The 15,865-nt window shown below is 59.7% G+C and carries 12 protein-coding genes; 6 read left to right on the top strand and 6 right to left on the bottom strand.

Translation table 11 applies throughout. From position 1 onward, the window contains the following. Window positions 1-90: 90 nt before the first annotated feature. The 4 genes from RBB49_RS15045 to RBB49_RS15030 form a co-directional block, all read right to left on the bottom strand. The gene (locus RBB49_RS15045) at window positions 91-1,488 is read right to left on the bottom strand and encodes an MATE family efflux transporter (RefSeq protein ID WP_306143662.1); all 1,398 of its coding nucleotides are present in this window, start codon (window positions 1,486-1,488) and stop codon (window positions 91-93) included. 191 nt (window positions 1,489-1,679) lie between these two features. Next, window positions 1,680-2,156 (bottom strand): 30S ribosomal protein S9, encoded by a 477-nt coding sequence (gene rpsI / locus RBB49_RS15040; protein WP_306143661.1) that lies wholly within the window; start codon window positions 2,154-2,156, stop codon window positions 1,680-1,682. Window positions 2,157-2,158: 2 nt separating this feature from the next. Next, window positions 2,159-2,626, bottom strand: coding sequence for a 50S ribosomal protein L13 (gene rplM / locus RBB49_RS15035; RefSeq protein WP_306143659.1), 468 nt, complete (start codon window positions 2,624-2,626; stop codon window positions 2,159-2,161). Between the two features lie 246 nt (window positions 2,627-2,872). Continuing rightward, window positions 2,873-3,301 (bottom strand): PaaI family thioesterase, encoded by a 429-nt coding sequence (locus tag RBB49_RS15030; protein WP_306143658.1) that lies wholly within the window; start codon window positions 3,299-3,301, stop codon window positions 2,873-2,875. A gap of 154 nt (window positions 3,302-3,455) precedes the next feature. Between RBB49_RS15030 and RBB49_RS15025 the strand changes: the two genes are divergently transcribed. Then, a complete protein-coding gene (locus RBB49_RS15025) occupies window positions 3,456-3,953 on the top strand; it encodes a hypothetical protein (protein WP_306143657.1) in 498 nt (165 codons plus the stop codon). A gap of 23 nt (window positions 3,954-3,976) precedes the next feature. Here the strand turns inward: RBB49_RS15025 and bmt are convergent, their stop codons facing one another. Then, window positions 3,977-5,008 (bottom strand): betaine--homocysteine S-methyltransferase, encoded by a 1,032-nt coding sequence (gene bmt / locus RBB49_RS15020; protein WP_306143656.1) that lies wholly within the window; start codon window positions 5,006-5,008, stop codon window positions 3,977-3,979. A gap of 164 nt (window positions 5,009-5,172) precedes the next feature. After that, window positions 5,173-7,734 carry an FAD-dependent oxidoreductase gene (locus RBB49_RS15015; protein ID WP_306143655.1) on the bottom strand — a complete coding sequence of 854 codons (2,562 nt, stop codon included), beginning with the start codon at window positions 7,732-7,734 and terminating at the stop codon, window positions 5,173-5,175. Window positions 7,735-8,490: 756 nt separating this feature from the next. Between RBB49_RS15015 and RBB49_RS15010 the strand changes: the two genes are divergently transcribed. The 5 genes from RBB49_RS15010 to RBB49_RS14990 all read left to right on the top strand — a co-directional run bounded on the left by RBB49_RS15010 (window position 8,491) and on the right by RBB49_RS14990 (window position 15,787). Further along, a complete protein-coding gene (locus RBB49_RS15010) occupies window positions 8,491-8,805 on the top strand; it encodes a putative Ig domain-containing protein (protein WP_306143654.1) in 315 nt (104 codons plus the stop codon). Between the two features lie 769 nt (window positions 8,806-9,574). Continuing rightward, window positions 9,575-11,113 carry a trimethylamine methyltransferase family protein gene (locus tag RBB49_RS15005; protein WP_306143653.1) on the top strand — a complete coding sequence of 513 codons (1,539 nt, stop codon included), beginning with the start codon at window positions 9,575-9,577 and terminating at the stop codon, window positions 11,111-11,113. A gap of 174 nt (window positions 11,114-11,287) precedes the next feature. Then, window positions 11,288-12,466: an AGE family epimerase/isomerase gene (locus tag RBB49_RS15000; RefSeq protein WP_306143652.1), complete on the top strand. Its 1,179-nt coding sequence runs from the start codon at window positions 11,288-11,290 to the stop codon at window positions 12,464-12,466. Window positions 12,467-12,598: 132 nt separating this feature from the next. Next, window positions 12,599-13,510 (top strand): bifunctional methylenetetrahydrofolate dehydrogenase/methenyltetrahydrofolate cyclohydrolase FolD, encoded by a 912-nt coding sequence (folD, locus tag RBB49_RS14995; protein ID WP_306143651.1) that lies wholly within the window; start codon window positions 12,599-12,601, stop codon window positions 13,508-13,510. 369 nt (window positions 13,511-13,879) lie between these two features. Further along, the gene (locus RBB49_RS14990; RefSeq protein WP_306143650.1) at window positions 13,880-15,787 is read left to right on the top strand and encodes an autotransporter assembly complex family protein; all 1,908 of its coding nucleotides are present in this window, start codon (window positions 13,880-13,882) and stop codon (window positions 15,785-15,787) included. The last annotated feature ends 78 nt before the right edge of the window (window positions 15,788-15,865 follow it).

Below are 15,865 nucleotides of genomic sequence, written 5' to 3'. Positions count from 1 at the left end.
GGGCCATTGCCTTTTCGGAAAAAATATGGAGCCGAGTACCAGCGTATTTGAGTCCATGCTGCACCCGTTTCGCCGGGTCCCGCTCCGCCCTCACCTTCTGGAAAAGAACAGGATCACCTGACGTGCCTGGCGCTGGAAGATGCCTGGGCCCTTCGGCTGAACTGGGTGTTCTTCAACGTCCCTGACCACCTGTCGCACCAGAACAAGCGCGAGCAGCCCGAAGACGACGCCGCCAGCCGCCTGCCCGATCAGGACGCCGGGCGCGCCGAGATACGTGCCACCGAGCCAGACAAACGGAATGGTGCCGAGCGTATGACGGCCCCAATTCATCCAGGTGGAAAGAAACGGTCGTCCGAGATTATTGAAGAAAGCGTTCGACACAAACAGGATGCCGTTGAAGAAGAACACCAGCGCAAGTGGGCCGCAAAAGAGATAGATCAGCGTGAGTGCCATGCCATCGGCGTCGAACAGCCTCACGATCGGTTCACGCAGCATGTAGAGCGTCAACGCAGCGATGCCGACAACAAGCGCGGTGAACAACAGCGCATCGCGCAAGGTCTCGCGCACGCGGTCGAACCGTCCCGCCCCGTAATTCTGTCCGGCAATCGGACCGACAGCACCTGACAGCGCAAAAATGGTTGCAAAGGCCAGTGGCGTCATGCGCCCGATCACGGCCATTCCGGCAACGGCATCTTCACCGAATTCGGCCATGGAACGGGTCACCCAGGCCTGACCGACCGGTGTTGCCAGCTGGGTGAGAATAGCCGGAAAGGCAATGGCGGATACGGGCGGCAGATCCCTGAACAGCTGCATCGGTTGCGGCAGACTGAGGCCGCCGTGATACCGGATGATCGGTGCCAGTGCGTAGGCCGCGATCGCAAAGCGCGAGATCGCGCTCGCAAGCGCCGCCCCGGTCAGTTCCAGGTCAAGGCCGAAGATGAGAATAGGATCAAGGACGGCGTTGACGATGCCGCCGACGATGGTCGACATCATGGCACGTCTTGCGTCGCCATGTGCACGCAGGATAGCGCCGCCCGCCATGCCGAGAAGCAATACGGGAAGCGTTGGAACGATGATGGCAAGGTACAGAACGGCCAGTTCGTGCGTAACGCCACTTGCCCCGATCAGGGTGACAAGCTCACCCAGGGAAAGCCAGACGCCGAGCGCGAACACGGCCGCGAACAGGAAACCGGCGGTGAGCGCATTCGATGCACGCTGCCGTGCCTTTTCCCTGTCTCCGGCCCCAAGCGCCTGCGCGACGAGCGCCCCGGCTGCTATCGCAACGCCGATATTGAAAGATGTCGTGAAGAACAGGATCGCGCCCGCATATCCGATCGCTGCCGCCAACTCGTCCTTGCCGAGCATGGAAATGAAGATCATGTCGACGAAATCGACCGCGAAGATCGCCATCAGGCCGACGGATGACGTCAGCGACATCACCGTGACATGGCGGAACAGGTTGCCTTCAAGAAAACGTGCCTGGGACATATGGCCTGATCGGGGTCGGCACACGGGATCGGTCAGACCCGGTGGCGAAAACGGACAAGTTTGGTTTTGACAGCTCTAGCCGAAATTTCGGCGCGGCAGAAGCCGTGAGGAGCGGTTTGCTGCCGAAACAAAAAAACCGCCGGATCGCTCCGGCGGTTTCCTCGACTTTTTCAAACCAGTTGATCGGGCGATTAACGCTTGGAGAACTGGAACGAACGGCGCGCCTTGCGCTTACCGAATTTCTTACGCTCGACCACGCGGCTGTCGCGGGTGAGGAAGCCGTTTTTCTTCAGAATGCCGCGCAGTTCCGGCTCGTAATGGGTCAGAGCCTTGGACAGGCCGTGACGCACGGCACCAGCCTGACCGGACAGGCCGCCACCGGTGACGGTTGCGATAACGTCGTACTGGCCATCACGGTCGGTCAGCATGATCGGCTGACGCAGGATCATCTGCAGGACCGGACGGGCGAAGTACTCGGTGAAGTCCTTGCCGTTGACGGAGATCTTGCCGGTGCCCGGCTTGATCCAGACACGGGCAATCGCGTCTTTACGCTTGCCGGTTGCGTATGCACGGCCCTGTGCGTCCAGCTTCTGGACATGGACCGGAGCCTCGGGAGCAGCGGTTTCGACCGCGCCGCCCAGTTCTTCCAGGGATTGCAGCTCAGCCATCGTTAAGCCCTCCTGCCGTCATTCTTTGCGTTGAGGCCTTTGACATCGACCAGTTCGGGCGACTGAGCTTCGTGCGGGTGGTTCGGACCAGCGTAAACCTTGAGGTTCTTGAGCTGTTTGTTGGACAGAGGGCCGCCCGGCATCATGCGCTGCACGGCTTTTTCCAGAACACGCTCGGGAAAACGGCCTTCAATGATGCCGCGCGCAGTGCGCTCCTTGATGCCGCCCGGGTGACCGGTGTGCCAATAGTATTTCTTGTTGTCGTACTTACGGCCTGTAAGCACGACCTTTTCGGCGTTGATGACGACGATGTTGTCACCAGTATCGACATGCGGCGTATAGGTCGGCAGATGCTTGCCGCGCAGGTGATTGGCGATGTAGGCGGCGAGACGGCCGACAACCATGCCTTCTGCGTCGATCAAGATCCACTTTTTCTCGACCTCAGCCGGCTTGGCAGAGAAGGTCTTCATGTGTTTGATCCAACTTGGTTGGTTAAAGAAAGGGTCCGCGCGGTTGCTATTGAACCAGCGAACGGACCCCGAATTCGTTCGAGGCAGCTTATACGCCGGAGGGAAAAGGCCGTCAAGACTGAAAATTTCCGAGACGCGCCAAATTCTTTTTTATTTTCATATACTTACAAAAACGGTAATATGTTACCGTATCTATTTGCGTCTAACTGCGCCTGACCCGGGCATGCTCAGGGTCCAGACAAACCCTCAGTCGCGCGGGGGTACGGAATAGGTGGCGGTCGCATGGGCGACAAGTTCTTCCTCCCCTGCCCCTGCAATTCCGCATTCAACCACGGCCAGACGCTTGCCCAGCTTCAACAGCCGGCAGGTGCCGAGGAGATCACCCGGTTGCGGCTTGCGCAGAAAATTGATGTTGAAATTCGTGGTGACCGCAAGGGCGACCGGACCGATATGCGCCAGAATGACGACATAGGCCGCAAGGTCTGCAAGCGACATCATGGAGGGGCCGGAAACCGTGCCGCCCGGGCGCAAGTGTTGATCGGTCGCCGCAAGGCGCATGACGGCCTCGCCCTTCGAAACGCTTTCGATGGAATAGGCACGGCCGCCCGCGTGGATCTGCGGGAACTCCTTGTCCAGAAAGACCGCAATCTCCCCGGCTGTCATGACGGGCTGCATGAGCGTCTCCTATCCTTCTCATTTCACGCCGGTATTTCGGCCTTCTTTTACGTAAACGTCAAACAGGAAAGAATGCAAGGGCGGTTTCCGGTAAGGTTGCAGATGGCACAATACGCCGGCAACTTCATTTTCGATGGTCGGCCTGGAGACAGAGATGACGAAAATACACCGACACACCCGCATGGCTGCAATCCTGGCAATCACCGGCCTGTCCTTGCTCTCGGCCACTGCTGTCGCAAGCGACTGGACCTATATGGACGACCGTTCGAGCCCCCAGAAACTGGTCGAGAGCTACTATTTCGCCATCGGTAACCGCAACTACGCCCAGGCCTACAGTTACTTCAAACCGGATACGGCGCTGCAGAACTTCGAGAAATGGTTGTCGGGATACGCGAAAACCCAATCGGTCAGCGTCAAATTCGGATCAACTGAGCCCGACCCGGGCGCGGGCCAGATCTACTGGGCTCTCCCCGTGGTCATCGAAGCCGTGCAGAGCGATGGCACAAGCCTCGTTTACACCGGCTGCTACAAGATCCACATGACCAATCCCGGCATGCAAACGGACCCGCCCTACCAGCCCATGGCAATCGAATCCGCAAGCTTGAAAAAATCGGATTCGCCATACAAGGATGCGAAGCCCGGCAGTTGCTGATGCCGAGCGCCGCGTATCTCTGCTTAAGCCCTGCGCCGGCCACGCCGGCGGCCGCCTGAAGCCGATTCTTCGCTCTCAGCCCTTGCAGCGTCCGCGGCCTTGTTCGGCGGCGAAACAAGCGGGCCGATATCGCTCAGGACTTCATCCAGCGTCGGGCGGTCACCTATTTCATGGTTGTCGATTGCCTTGCGCATTTCCGCCAGATGCTGGGCTGAAGTTCCACAACAGCCGCCAATTATGCGGGCACCGGCATCGAGCGCCTTGTGGGTGTAGCGGGCCATCAGTTCCGGCGTTCCGGTATAGACGACCTCATCGCCCTGAATCTGCGGAATACCGCAGTTCGCCTTGGCAACGACAATCGCGTCCGGATAGGCTTCCGTGATTTCCATGATGGCCGCCAGAAGGTCGGACGCCCCGACACCGCAGTTGGAGCCGATGGCAACCGGCGTACACGCGAATTCGGCCTGCAGGTCACCCAGCCCCTTGGGCGGCAGTCCCATCATGGTTTTTCCCGCCGTGTCGAAACTCGCCGTGATGACCAGCGGCAGATCGAAGCCTTGAGCTGCCTCGGCGACGGCTTTCATCTCCTCGACCGCAGACATGGTCTCGGCCCAGAGCACGTCGGCGCCGCCTTCAACAAGCCCTTCCATCTGTTCGCGAAACGCTTCCACACCCTCTTCGTAACTCAACGCTCCAAGCGGCTGGAACAGCTCTCCGGTCGGTCCTATGGAACCGGCAATGAGCACCTCGCGGTCAACAGTCGCCGCAATCTCGCGCGCCAGTTCAACGCCGGCAATGTTGAGTTCCTTCACCCTTCCCTCGGCCTGGTGGAGTTTCAGCCTGTGACGGTTGCAGCCGAACGTGTTGGTCAGGATGATGTCGGCACCAGCCTCCACGAAAGACCGGTGCAGGGCCCGGATCTTGTCGGGTTCGTCCGTGTTCCACAATTCCGGTGCATCGCCGGACACCAGGCCCATTTCAAAAAGATTGGTTCCCGTTGCGCCATCGGCAAGGAGTGCACCCTTGCGCGAAAGCAGGTCTTCAAGTTTCGACATGCGGAGGTCTTTCAGGTCAAATCTGAGCGGTGTGACCGCCCCAATAGAATTCCGTGTCTGCAATAGCAGAACCCGCGCAGAAGTCCACGCGGGTTTTGAGTGTTTCCTCAAGACGGGGCTGAGACCTTTCTCATGGCCCAGCGCCGCAGGCTCAATGCCTTTTCCTAACTTCTCGGTTTGGCATTCTCCGGATCGTAGAGCGGCGCATAACCGACACCCGCCACTTCGACCGGGTAGGTTTCCGACATGTATTCCACATTGAGCTTACGCCCTACCTCGCAATAGTCCTGCGGAAGGTATGCCAGTGCGATGTTCCTTCCAATCGTCGGACCAAAAGCAACCGATGTCGTGTAGGAAATCCGGCCCAGGCTGTCGACCAGCGTCTCGCCCGTTTCCGGATCCATGACCGGCATGGCACCGACGGGGTAGCGCTTGACGCCGTTGCTGTCAGTGTTCTCCGTCATCACCAGAGTGCAGAGCATGGCCGGCTGCTTGTCGCGGGCCCGGTATTCCAGATGCTTCGCCTTGCCACGGAAATCGGCTTCCTTGACTTTAGGGCGCGCAAGATCGGCCTCGTAGAGATTGTACTGCGTCAGCAGATCGGCATTCTGCAGACGGAGGCTCTTTTCCATGCGCCGCGAGTTGGCATAAGTCTCCACGCCGACCGCCATGACGCCGATATCCCGAAGCGCATCCCAAACGGCAAGTCCGTCCTCGTATTTCATGTGCAGCTCCCAGCCCTGTTCGCCGACATAAGACAGCCGCAGGGCGGAGACAGGCTTGCCGGCGATCTCGATCTGGCGGATCGCGGCGAAGGGAAAGTTCTCCGGGTCCAGCGCAGCCGGATCCGACACGACTTTCTTCAGGTTCTCGCGTGCATTCGGACCCCAGATGCCGATTGTCGTGAACTGCTCGCTGACATCCGTCACCGTAACGTCAAAGCCTTTGTCGGCGGCGATGCGCTTGACGTAGTGATAGTCGCGCGGGCCGGCGTCGGCTCCATCAACGATGCGGCACCGGTCTTCCATGCGGAAGACGGTCAGGTCGGCGCGCACATTGCCCTCATCGTCTAGGAAATGGGTGTAGATCCCCTTGCCGATGTTGTTGTCACCGCCGATCCTGGCCGCACACAGCCACTCCAGCAACGCGACGTGATCCGGCCCGGAAACATCGAACATGTAAAAATGCGACAGGTTGATGATGCCGCAATCGTCACTCATGGCCAGTTGCTCGGCATTGGAGACCCGCCAGAAGTGCCGGTTGTCCCACTCCGCCTCGCGCACCGGGACACGGTTGCCGTATTTTTCCAGCAGATGCTCGTTGGCAGCGTAGCCATGCGAACGCTCCCATCCGCCGAGTTCCATGAAATGGCCGCCCAGCTCGACCTCGCGGTCGTAGAAGGGGGATCGCTTGACACCGCGCCCTGTCGCGTAGGGCTCGCGCGGGTGGATCGCCGGGAAATAGATCTTCTGCGCGGCCTCGTAGCAGCGCCCGGCAATGAAATCCTCGGTCATCTGGTGGGCGTAGAAACGGGAATAGTCGATCGGCGCATGGTCGATCTCCGTGCGGCCATCAGTGATCCAGTCGGCGATCAGCTTGCCGTAGCCCGGACCGTCCTTGACCCAGATCGCGACGCAGTACCACAGGCCGCGCACTTTCTGGCTCTCGCCGCAGGACGGACCGCCGGCAGCTGAAACCTGCAGCAGGCCGTTATAGGAATGGCCCTCATTGTAGCCGAGTTCACCGAGGATCGGTGTCAGCTCCATGGCGCGTTCGAGCGGCTCGATGACCTGTTCCATTTCAAGATCGCGCTGAGATGGCGACAGGCGGGCCTGGTCCTTTTCAAGCAGGTCGCGCGGATGGCACATGCGCGGATGCTCGGTTTCGTAATAGCCCCATTCGATCTGGCCGCCTTCGGCGGTCTTCGGATCGCCGGTGTCGCGCATGTAGGCGGAATTGCCCTGGTCGCGCAGCAACGGGTAGCCGATGTCCTTTCCCGTGCCCTCGAACTCGTTATAGGGACCGAAAAATGTCAGCGGGTGGTCGACGGGCATGACCGGGAGATCCTCACCCACCATTGCCGCGATCTGGCGGCCCCAGAGCCCGGCACAGACGATGACATGATCCGCCATGATCGTGCCGCGATGGGTCACGACCCCCTTGATGCGTCCGTCCTCGACAATCAGCGACTGCGCGGGCGTGTTCGCAAACGCCTTGAGCTTGCCGGTCTTCTCGCCAAGATCGACGAGCCGTCCGGCCACGGTCTGGGATCGCGGCACCACGAGCCCGGCGTCGGGGTCGAACATGCCGCCCTGGACCTGGTCTTCCTCGATCAGCGGAAACAGCTCCTTGATCTCGGCAGGATCGACGAGGCGGACATTGGTGCCGAAGGCCTTGCCCGACGTGACCTTGCGCTTGATCTCTTCCATCCAGGTGTCGTCGCCGGTGCGCGCGACCTCGAGCCCGCCAACCCTTGCGTAGTGGCCCATCCTGTCGAAAAACTCGATGGAATACTGCGTCGTCCAGACGCTCAGATAGTCGTGGCTGGTCGTATAGCAGAAGTCGGAGGCATGCGCCGTCGATCCGATGTCGGTCGGAATACCGGACTTGTCGATGCCGACGACATCTGTCCAGCCGCGCTCGAGAAGGTGGTGTGCCACCGAGGCACCGACGATGCCTCCCAACCCGACGATCACTACCTGTGCCCTGTCAGGAAATGCTGACATGTTTCATTCCTCTTCAATACGCGGAAGCGGCCTGCGACTTCGCCGCCTCGTTCGCCTGTGGTGTGCACGACCGACGCATCGATCCTTGGAGCGCAGTATCGCGACAGAACCGGAACACGAATAGCGTGAATGCGTCACGGCGACATTATGACCACGACACCTTGGTGCCAAATCCGGAGTGGAGCGGTCAGAAGGAAGACCGCCATGGTGTTCACTTTCGGACACTATTGGCGGACAAATACCTTCGCATGCCCTGCAGCCCAAAAAGAGACCCGGCGAGCGCTCCGCCCGAAAAGATTAACGCTTTCCTAAATTTCCGATAACCGCGGATTTCAGGTTGCGGGCGTGAAGGTTTTCCAAGCAGCGGAAATACACGCAAAAATTACACCTTCCCCAAGCGCATCTTTTAAGAAGCCGCAACCTGAATACACTTTATACGGGATCTCCGGTTGGTTGCGCACTAAAATCTGACAATCAAGAATTGGGGCACGGCAGCAGTGGGGACCGGTTGCCGGGGATGAATTCAACAAGAAGGCCGGTCCCAAGTGCCACGCCATCAGGCCATTTCCAGAAAGACGAGCCTATCCGGTCCCGACGCCGTTTCCGGTGCGATTTGCCTGCCGGAAGGGGTCGGCAAAGCTTTCAGCGCGGCGGGGAATACCTCCGTTCTGACAGCCCCGCCCCCCCTGACGGCCGCTCTTGCAGCACCTGGCCCCTCGCGCCATCCAACAAGCAAAAACAGAAAGTGACAGGACAATGAGCACCATACCCGTCTTTGGTTTCGCAAATGCCGCGGGAGACATGGAAATCAATAACATAGGCAAAAGCAACGGCAACGCTGATCCCGCGTCTGAGACCGACGCTGTCGGTGTCTCTAGCTTCAACTTCGGTCCAGAGATAGGCGCCCCTCTTGTTGATCAGTCCTTCGACGAGGACACCTCCGTCAGCTTTACCATCCCCACAGATGCCTTTACCGATGCCGACGGCGACCTGCTCACCCTGTCGGCCACCCTGGCAGACGGGTCGGCCGTGCCGTCCTGGCTGAGTTTCAATGCGGTGACAGGTACCTGATCCGGCGATCCATGCCCTGACGCTTCAACAGACACGAACACCGTGAAACGGTGGCGAAACGGCCTGGATGCCTTGGTCGAGCCCACTGCTGTCCAGTTTAGAAGTTGCAATCGAACTTATGCCGTTGAGAAAGCTTCATAATTCCGATCGACACAAAGTCGGGATACAGACTTGCTCCCCGGATTTGTCGTCCCGGTTTGACGCATATGCGGCAAGACCGGGACCCAGTACGCCGTGTCGCCGGAGGTTAGAGGAAGATGGAGAAACAAGAGGGTACTGGTTCCCTTCCTTCCGCTCCGCTTCAGCAGGGATGACAAGTTCATCGACCAGGGATCGCCGCAATAGATCATTGCCGGGTTAAAGCGGACAGCGGTGGGTCGAGCCATGGCATGACGCCGGTTGGAGGCTGGCCTGTGTCCAGATCGCCACCTCTGGACACCTTAAGTTTTGGCGCAATTGCCAGAGGTGATCCGGCTCCATTTGCGCGAAAACGGAAGCGCGAAAAAGATACCGGATCGGGCGGATGCGATAATCATCGGCGACGCGGCAATCGAGGCTGGAACGAACCGAAGGTAGCCATAGAGCCGAATTTCAAACGGCTTTCCTTCAAGAGTGCTAAACTGCGCGCTTCCCGGCACCGGCAGCTTAAGTTCGATCAAGACAGGGACATGACGCATTTATGGCAAAGTGCGACGCATCTGGAGCCGGGTTGCACTTGCGCCTGAGAAAGACTACGCACAACTCAAAACACCACCCTTGGAGCTGAATGATGTCAGACGCCGCCCCGTCGGGCCGCAGAGGCCGATCCGCCCGCCGCGAGCGCAGGCAAGCGGGTCCGGCCGGCCAGGCTGTCCCCTATATTTCCCGCAAACTGCCGATTTACGACGTCCTCAGCGAAGAGGGCGTTTTGAAGGTCGAGGCGAATGCGGATCGCATTCTTGCGGAAATCGGACTGGAATTCCGCGAAGACCCGGAAGTGCTTCAGATCTGGAAGGACGCCGGCGCGGATGTCGACGGCGAGCGTGTCCGGTTTCCGAAAGACATGCTGCGCGAGATCCTGAAGACCGCGCCAAGCCAGTTCACCCAGCACGCCCGCAACCCGGCCCGCAACGTCGAGATCGGCGGAAACAACCTCGTGTTTGCGCCGGTCTACGGGCCTCCTTTCGTGACCGATCTGGATCAGGGCCGCCGCTACGGCACGATCGAGGATTTCCGCAATTTCGTGAAACTGGCCTACATGTCTCCCTGGATGCACCATTCGGGCGGGACGGTCTGCGAACCGGTGGACCTTCCGGTGAACAAGCGCCATTTCGACATGGTCTATTCGCACATCAAGTATTCCGACAAGCCGTTCATGGGCTCGGTGACCGCCCCTGAGCGCGCGGAAGACTCCGTCAAGATGGCGCAGATCACCTTCGGCGAGGAGTTCGTCGACCAGAACTGCGTCATGATCCAGCTGATCAACGCGAACTCGCCGCTTGTCTTCGATGCCACCATGCTGGGCGCGCTGAAGGTCTATGCGAAGAACAACCAGGCCTGCATCGTGTCACCGTTCATCCTGGCCGGCGCCATGAGCCCGGTCACCGTTGCCGGAACGCTGTCCCAGGTCCTGGCCGAGGCGATGGCGGGATGCGCACTGACACAGCTCATCCGCCCCGGTGCACCTGTCGTGTTCGGCGCTTTTGTCAGCTCCATCTCCATGCAGTCCGGCGCACCGACCTTCGGCAGCCCGGAAGGCTCGCTCCTTCTGAACGGGGCCGCCAAGCTGGCACGCCGGCTCAACCTGCCCTTCCGCTCGGGCGGTTCCTTCACCGCGTCCAAGCTGCCGGATGCCCAGTCTGCGCAGGAATCGGCGCAGACGATCCTGGCGACGCTGCAGTCGGGTGTGAACTTCGCTCTCCACTCCGCAGGTTGGCTGGAGGGCGGGCTGTGTTCGTCCTACGAAAAGTTCGTCATGGATGCCGACCAGCTCGGCATGATGCACGTGCTGGCGAAAGGGATCGAGGTCGATGACGAAACCCTGGCAATGGATGCCCTGCAGGAAGTCGGCCCGGGCGGGCACTTCCTGGGCGCAGCCCATACCCAGCGGAACTTCGAGAGCGCCTTCTACCGGTCTTCAATCGCCGACAACAATTCCTACGAACAGTGGCTCGCGGACGGCGAACTCGATGCTGCCAAGAGGGCCAATGGCAAATGGAAGGAAATGCTCAGGTCCTATACCGGCCCTGAGCTGGACCCGGCCATCGACGACGCTCTTGTCAGCTTCATGGCCGAGCGCAAGGCGTCTTTCCCGGACAGCAATGTCTGAACCGGCACACGGTGTCCCGGCCCGCGCCGGGACACTCCTCATGTCACCGGTACAAGCAGATGCGCGCGCGAAGTCCGGTGTTTTTCTTTCTTTGAACTTTTTCGCTAAAACGTCCTGACCGGTTTCAATCCGATTCTCTTCGAGCATCCGTCTTACCCAGGCATGAGGACACAAATGGCATCCCAGAACGCAGGCCCCGGGCCGATCAGGCAGCTGTCCGCCGATCTCATCAAGTGGCAGAATGACGAGGCCCTGCCAATCTGGCTTGCCGAGGGTGTCGATCTTTCCCGGGGCGAATGTTTCGAAGCCATCGACCTCGTTGACCGAAAAGCCATCGATGTGCCACGCCGGGCACGTATCGTGCCCCGGCAGATCTATTCGTTTCTGGAAGGCGCTCGGCTGGGATGGAACGGCCCGGCTGAAGAGATCGCAACGGGCCTGTTCGACTGGTTTACAAACACCTATCTGACGAAGGCCGGCTACATTGCCGCCGCGGCAAACTTGAAAAACGAGATCACGAACGACACATTCGATCTCTATAATCAGGCCTTTGCGCTGTTCGGTTTCGCGAATATCGCTGCGTCCGTTGAAAGCCGGAAAGCGCTTGCGGAAGAACACGCCGCCAATCTGCTGAATTACCTTCTGGAGAACTACCGGCACAGCGAGGCGGGTTTCAGGGAAGCAAATCCGGACAAGCCGCCCCTTTGCTCCAATCCGCACATGCACCTGTTCGAAGCGTGTCTCGCCTGGGAAGCGGTTTCCGATGATCCGGTCTGGGCCGAGCTTGCGGACGAGATTGCCGAGCTTGCGATGAACAGCTTCATAGATCCGGTCAGCGGCGGCCTGAGGGAATTCTTCGATCTGGACTGGACACCGATGCCCGGCGACAAGGGCCGGATCATGGAACCCGGCCACCAGTTCGAATGGGCCTGGCTTTTGTGCAGATGGGGCCGGTCCCGGGACGACGCCGGTGCATTGGTTGCCGCAAGGCGCCTCTACGACATTGCCTGGACGTATGGCATCGATGAAAACCGGAGCGTCACCTTCATGGCGCTCAACGACGATTTCACCGTTGAGAACCCGGTTGCCCGCCTTTGGGGGCAGACCGAATGGATCAAGGCGGCGGTCGCACTGGCCGAAATTTCATCCGGTCCGGAGAAAGAAGCCTATCTCGCCGATATTCCGGCATCGGTCGCAGCCTTGCGCGTCTATTTCAAGAACGCACCGGCAGGACTTTACCTCGACAAACTGGCGCCTGACGGCAGTTTTGCCGACGAGCCGGCCCCTGCCAGTTCGCTTTACCATATCGTCTGTGCGATATCGGAACTGGAGAGATTTGCGCGCGGCGGCTGAAAGATGCGAACCGCTGCCGTGGCGAAACCAGAGTAAGAAACGACGCAATCTGCCTTTTTCAATTCCGACGGCCATTCTATAGCTGTTCGCCGAATTCTGTTGTTCCAATCGTATCAGCGACAAGGAGGCTGAATGCCCCAGGCCCAAATCATTGATGGCAAAGCCATTGCGGAATCCGTGCGCGATGAAATCACGCGCAGGGCAGCCGCTCTTCTGAAAGAAAGCGGGAAACGTCCGGGGCTCGCCGTCGTGCTTGTCGGTGAAGACCCGGCCAGCCAGGTCTATGTGCGCAACAAGGACCGCGCGGCGGAAGCCTGCGGCTTTCATTCGGTCAAGCACACACTTGATGCCGCCTCCAGCGAGGAGAAGGTGCTGGCGCTGGTCGACCAGCTCAACAACGATCCGGAAATTCACGGGATTCTGGTCCAGTTGCCCCTGCCCGGCCACATCGATGAAAGCAAGGTCCTGCGCCTGATCCGCCCGGAAAAGGATGTCGACGGTTTCCACCCGGTCAATGTCGGTCTTCTGACTGCCGGCGAACGCGACAGCGCGCTTGTTCCGTGTACCCCGGCGGGAAGTCTGGTGCTCCTGAAGCGCACGCTCGGCGATTCCCTGTCCGGCAAGACTGCGGTCGTTGTCGGCCGCTCCAACATTGTCGGCAAACCGATGGCCAGCCTGCTGCTACAGGAAAGCTGCACGGTGACAATTGCCCACAGCCGCACAAAAGATTTGCCAGACGTGGTGCGCGCCGCGGATATCGTGGTCGCCGCTGTCGGCCGTCCGGAGATGGTCAAGGGCGACTGGATCAAGGACGGTGCAACGGTGATCGATGTCGGCATCAACAGGATACCGGCACCGGAACGCGGTGAAGGCAAATCGCGGCTGGTCGGCGACGTCGCCTTTGACGAGGCCGTGGACCATGCCGGGGCAATCACTCCGGTTCCCGGCGGCGTCGGTCCGATGACGATCGCGATGCTCATGGTCAATACGCTGACAGCCGCCCGGCGGCTGATGGGACTTCCCGAAGAAGACCCCCTGTTCTGAGTGCAAAGACCCTTCGATGGACAGTAAAACACGCCGGACTTGTCCGGCGTGTTGGTATTTTTCCTTAAGGGAAATGAGTTTTGGTTCACGAACAGAACCGCTTCAACTTATTCCGCCAAGCCGTTGCACTGCCTTCTCTCTTGCTTTCAGACAGTCATCATGATCTATCAAGATTCAGCAAGATTTAACCATGGCAGCATACGCTTGCAATTGTAGGGCTGCATAAGCAGTCCGGCCGATGTGTCTTTTGATTCAAAAGGCCGGTCGGACCAACCCGTCAGGCGGCAGTTAGTGAAGGGTCTACCGTCTTGCTTCTCCGGGACTTCCCGGAGCGCGGTTTCAACCGCACCAAGGACGTTGGTTGCCAGTTTGGCGGCCGGCCCTTTTTGTGTTTCCAGGTCCGCTGCCGCAATCGCAACGTTGCTCCTGTGCCTCGCGCTGCCCGTTGTTCCCGCCACCGCATTCGAGATTTTCGGGTGGAAACCCTTTGGCGGTGAGGAAGAAGAACAGGGGGAAGCGGTTCCTGACCCGACCCCGTATGAGGCTGAGCTCGCCGTCTCGACAGGTGACGAAGACCTGACCGGCGATCTGAAGGGCGCTTCCCTTCTCGTTCAGCAGCAGGACAAACCGCCATCCGGTGAGGCAGGCCTGATCGCCCGCGCGCTTTCCGACCGCGAGCGGCTCGTTGCAAAGCTTTATTCGGAAGGCCGCTACGGCGGCACCGTGTCCATCAAACTGGCGGGCATTCCGCTGGAAACCGCGCTTGAGCAAAGCGACCTGCCCAACGCTCGTCCGGTGAAAGTCTCCATCCTGGTCAACCCGGGCCCGGTGTTTACCTTCGGCAACGTTTCGATTTCCTCAAACACGAGCGAATTGTCGACGGACCCTTCTTTCTGGGGTCTGACGCAGGGTGAGCCTGCAGAGTCGGGAAAGATCCTCTCCGCAGAGGGACGTATTGTCGCCCTCCTGCGCGGACGCGGTTATCCGAAGGCGAAGATCGCCGAGCGACGGATTACCGCCGATCACAGCTCCAACAGGCTCGATGTTGCGCTTGTGGCCGATGCGGGACCGCAGGCGCGGTTCGGTCCGGTCGCCGTCAACGGCACCGAGGTCACCGATCCGGACTTCGTCAAACAGCAGGCCATGTTGCCGGAAGGTGGCATCTATTCCCCTGAGGATATTGCGCGCGCCCGCAAGCGGCTGAACGATCTCGGCATCTTTTCCTCCATCCGTTTTGTCGAGGGCGACATTGCAGGACCTGACGGCACTCTTCCGATCACGATCGAGGTCAGCGAACGCAAACGGCATGTGATCGGTGCCGGTGCGTCCTGGTCGAGCACCGAGGGCTTCGGTGTCGAGGCCTACTGGCGCCGACGGAACCTCTTTGGCCGCGGCGAACTGCTTTCCGTCGAAGGCTCTGTTGGCCGTATCGGCACCGAGAGTTTTGAAAACCAGGAATATTCGGCACGGATCGCGTTTGAAAAACCCGGCGTTTTCGGCCCTCTGACGAGTTTTTCCACCAGCCTTGAGGCAAGACAGGAGAATCCGGACGCCTACAAGAGCCGCACCGCGACCTTCAATGCGTTTCTCAACCGCGAATTTTCAGACACCCTCAAGGGCCGAGCGGGCGCAGAGGTTTTCTTTGCCGACGAGGAAGATGCATTCGGCGAGAACGAATATCTGCTCGTCGGTCTGCCTGCCGATCTCACATTCGACAACAGGGACGACAAGCTCAACCCGTCCAAGGGTGTGTTTGCGGCGGTCTTCGCCGAGCCGGCCTATGACACGCTCAATTCCAACGCGATGGGTTTCGTGAAAGGCACGGTTTCCAGCTATTACGCGCTGGACAAGGCCAAGCGGTTCATTCTGGCCGGCAGGGTCTCGCTCGGGTCGATCTTCGCACCGTCGATCGAATCGGTTCCGGCAAGCCGCCGTCTTATTGCCGGTGGTGGCGGCTCCATCCGCGGCTACGCCTATCGCAATGTCGGCCCGAGGGTAAATGGTGAGGTTGTCGGCGGACGCTCCCTGGTAGAACTGTCAGGAGAAGTCCGGGTCCGGGTAACGGAAACCATCGGCGTTGTCGGATTTGTCGACGCCGGAAATGCCTATGAAGACAGTGTTCCCGATTTTTCAGAGGAATTGAAGGTGGGCGTCGGTGCCGGTTTGCGGTATTTTACACCCATCGGCCCGCTTCGTGTTGACGCCGCGATTCCGCTCGACCCGGGCAAGGATGATCCGGACTTCGCGCTGTATGTGGGCTTGAGTCAGGCCTTCTAGGACCCTGGCACCATGACCACATGTTCGACGGTGCGGCTCCCTCGCCTGATGCTGCCGAACCGGCTAAACCCGCGAAGA

The sequence above is a fragment of the Roseibium sp. MMSF_3412 genome (genome assembly GCF_030733265.1).
Classification (GTDB): domain Bacteria; phylum Pseudomonadota; class Alphaproteobacteria; order Rhizobiales; family Stappiaceae; genus Roseibium.
The sequence above is the reverse complement of the archived record's forward strand: the minus strand, read 5'-3'. Positions and strand labels throughout refer to the sequence as shown.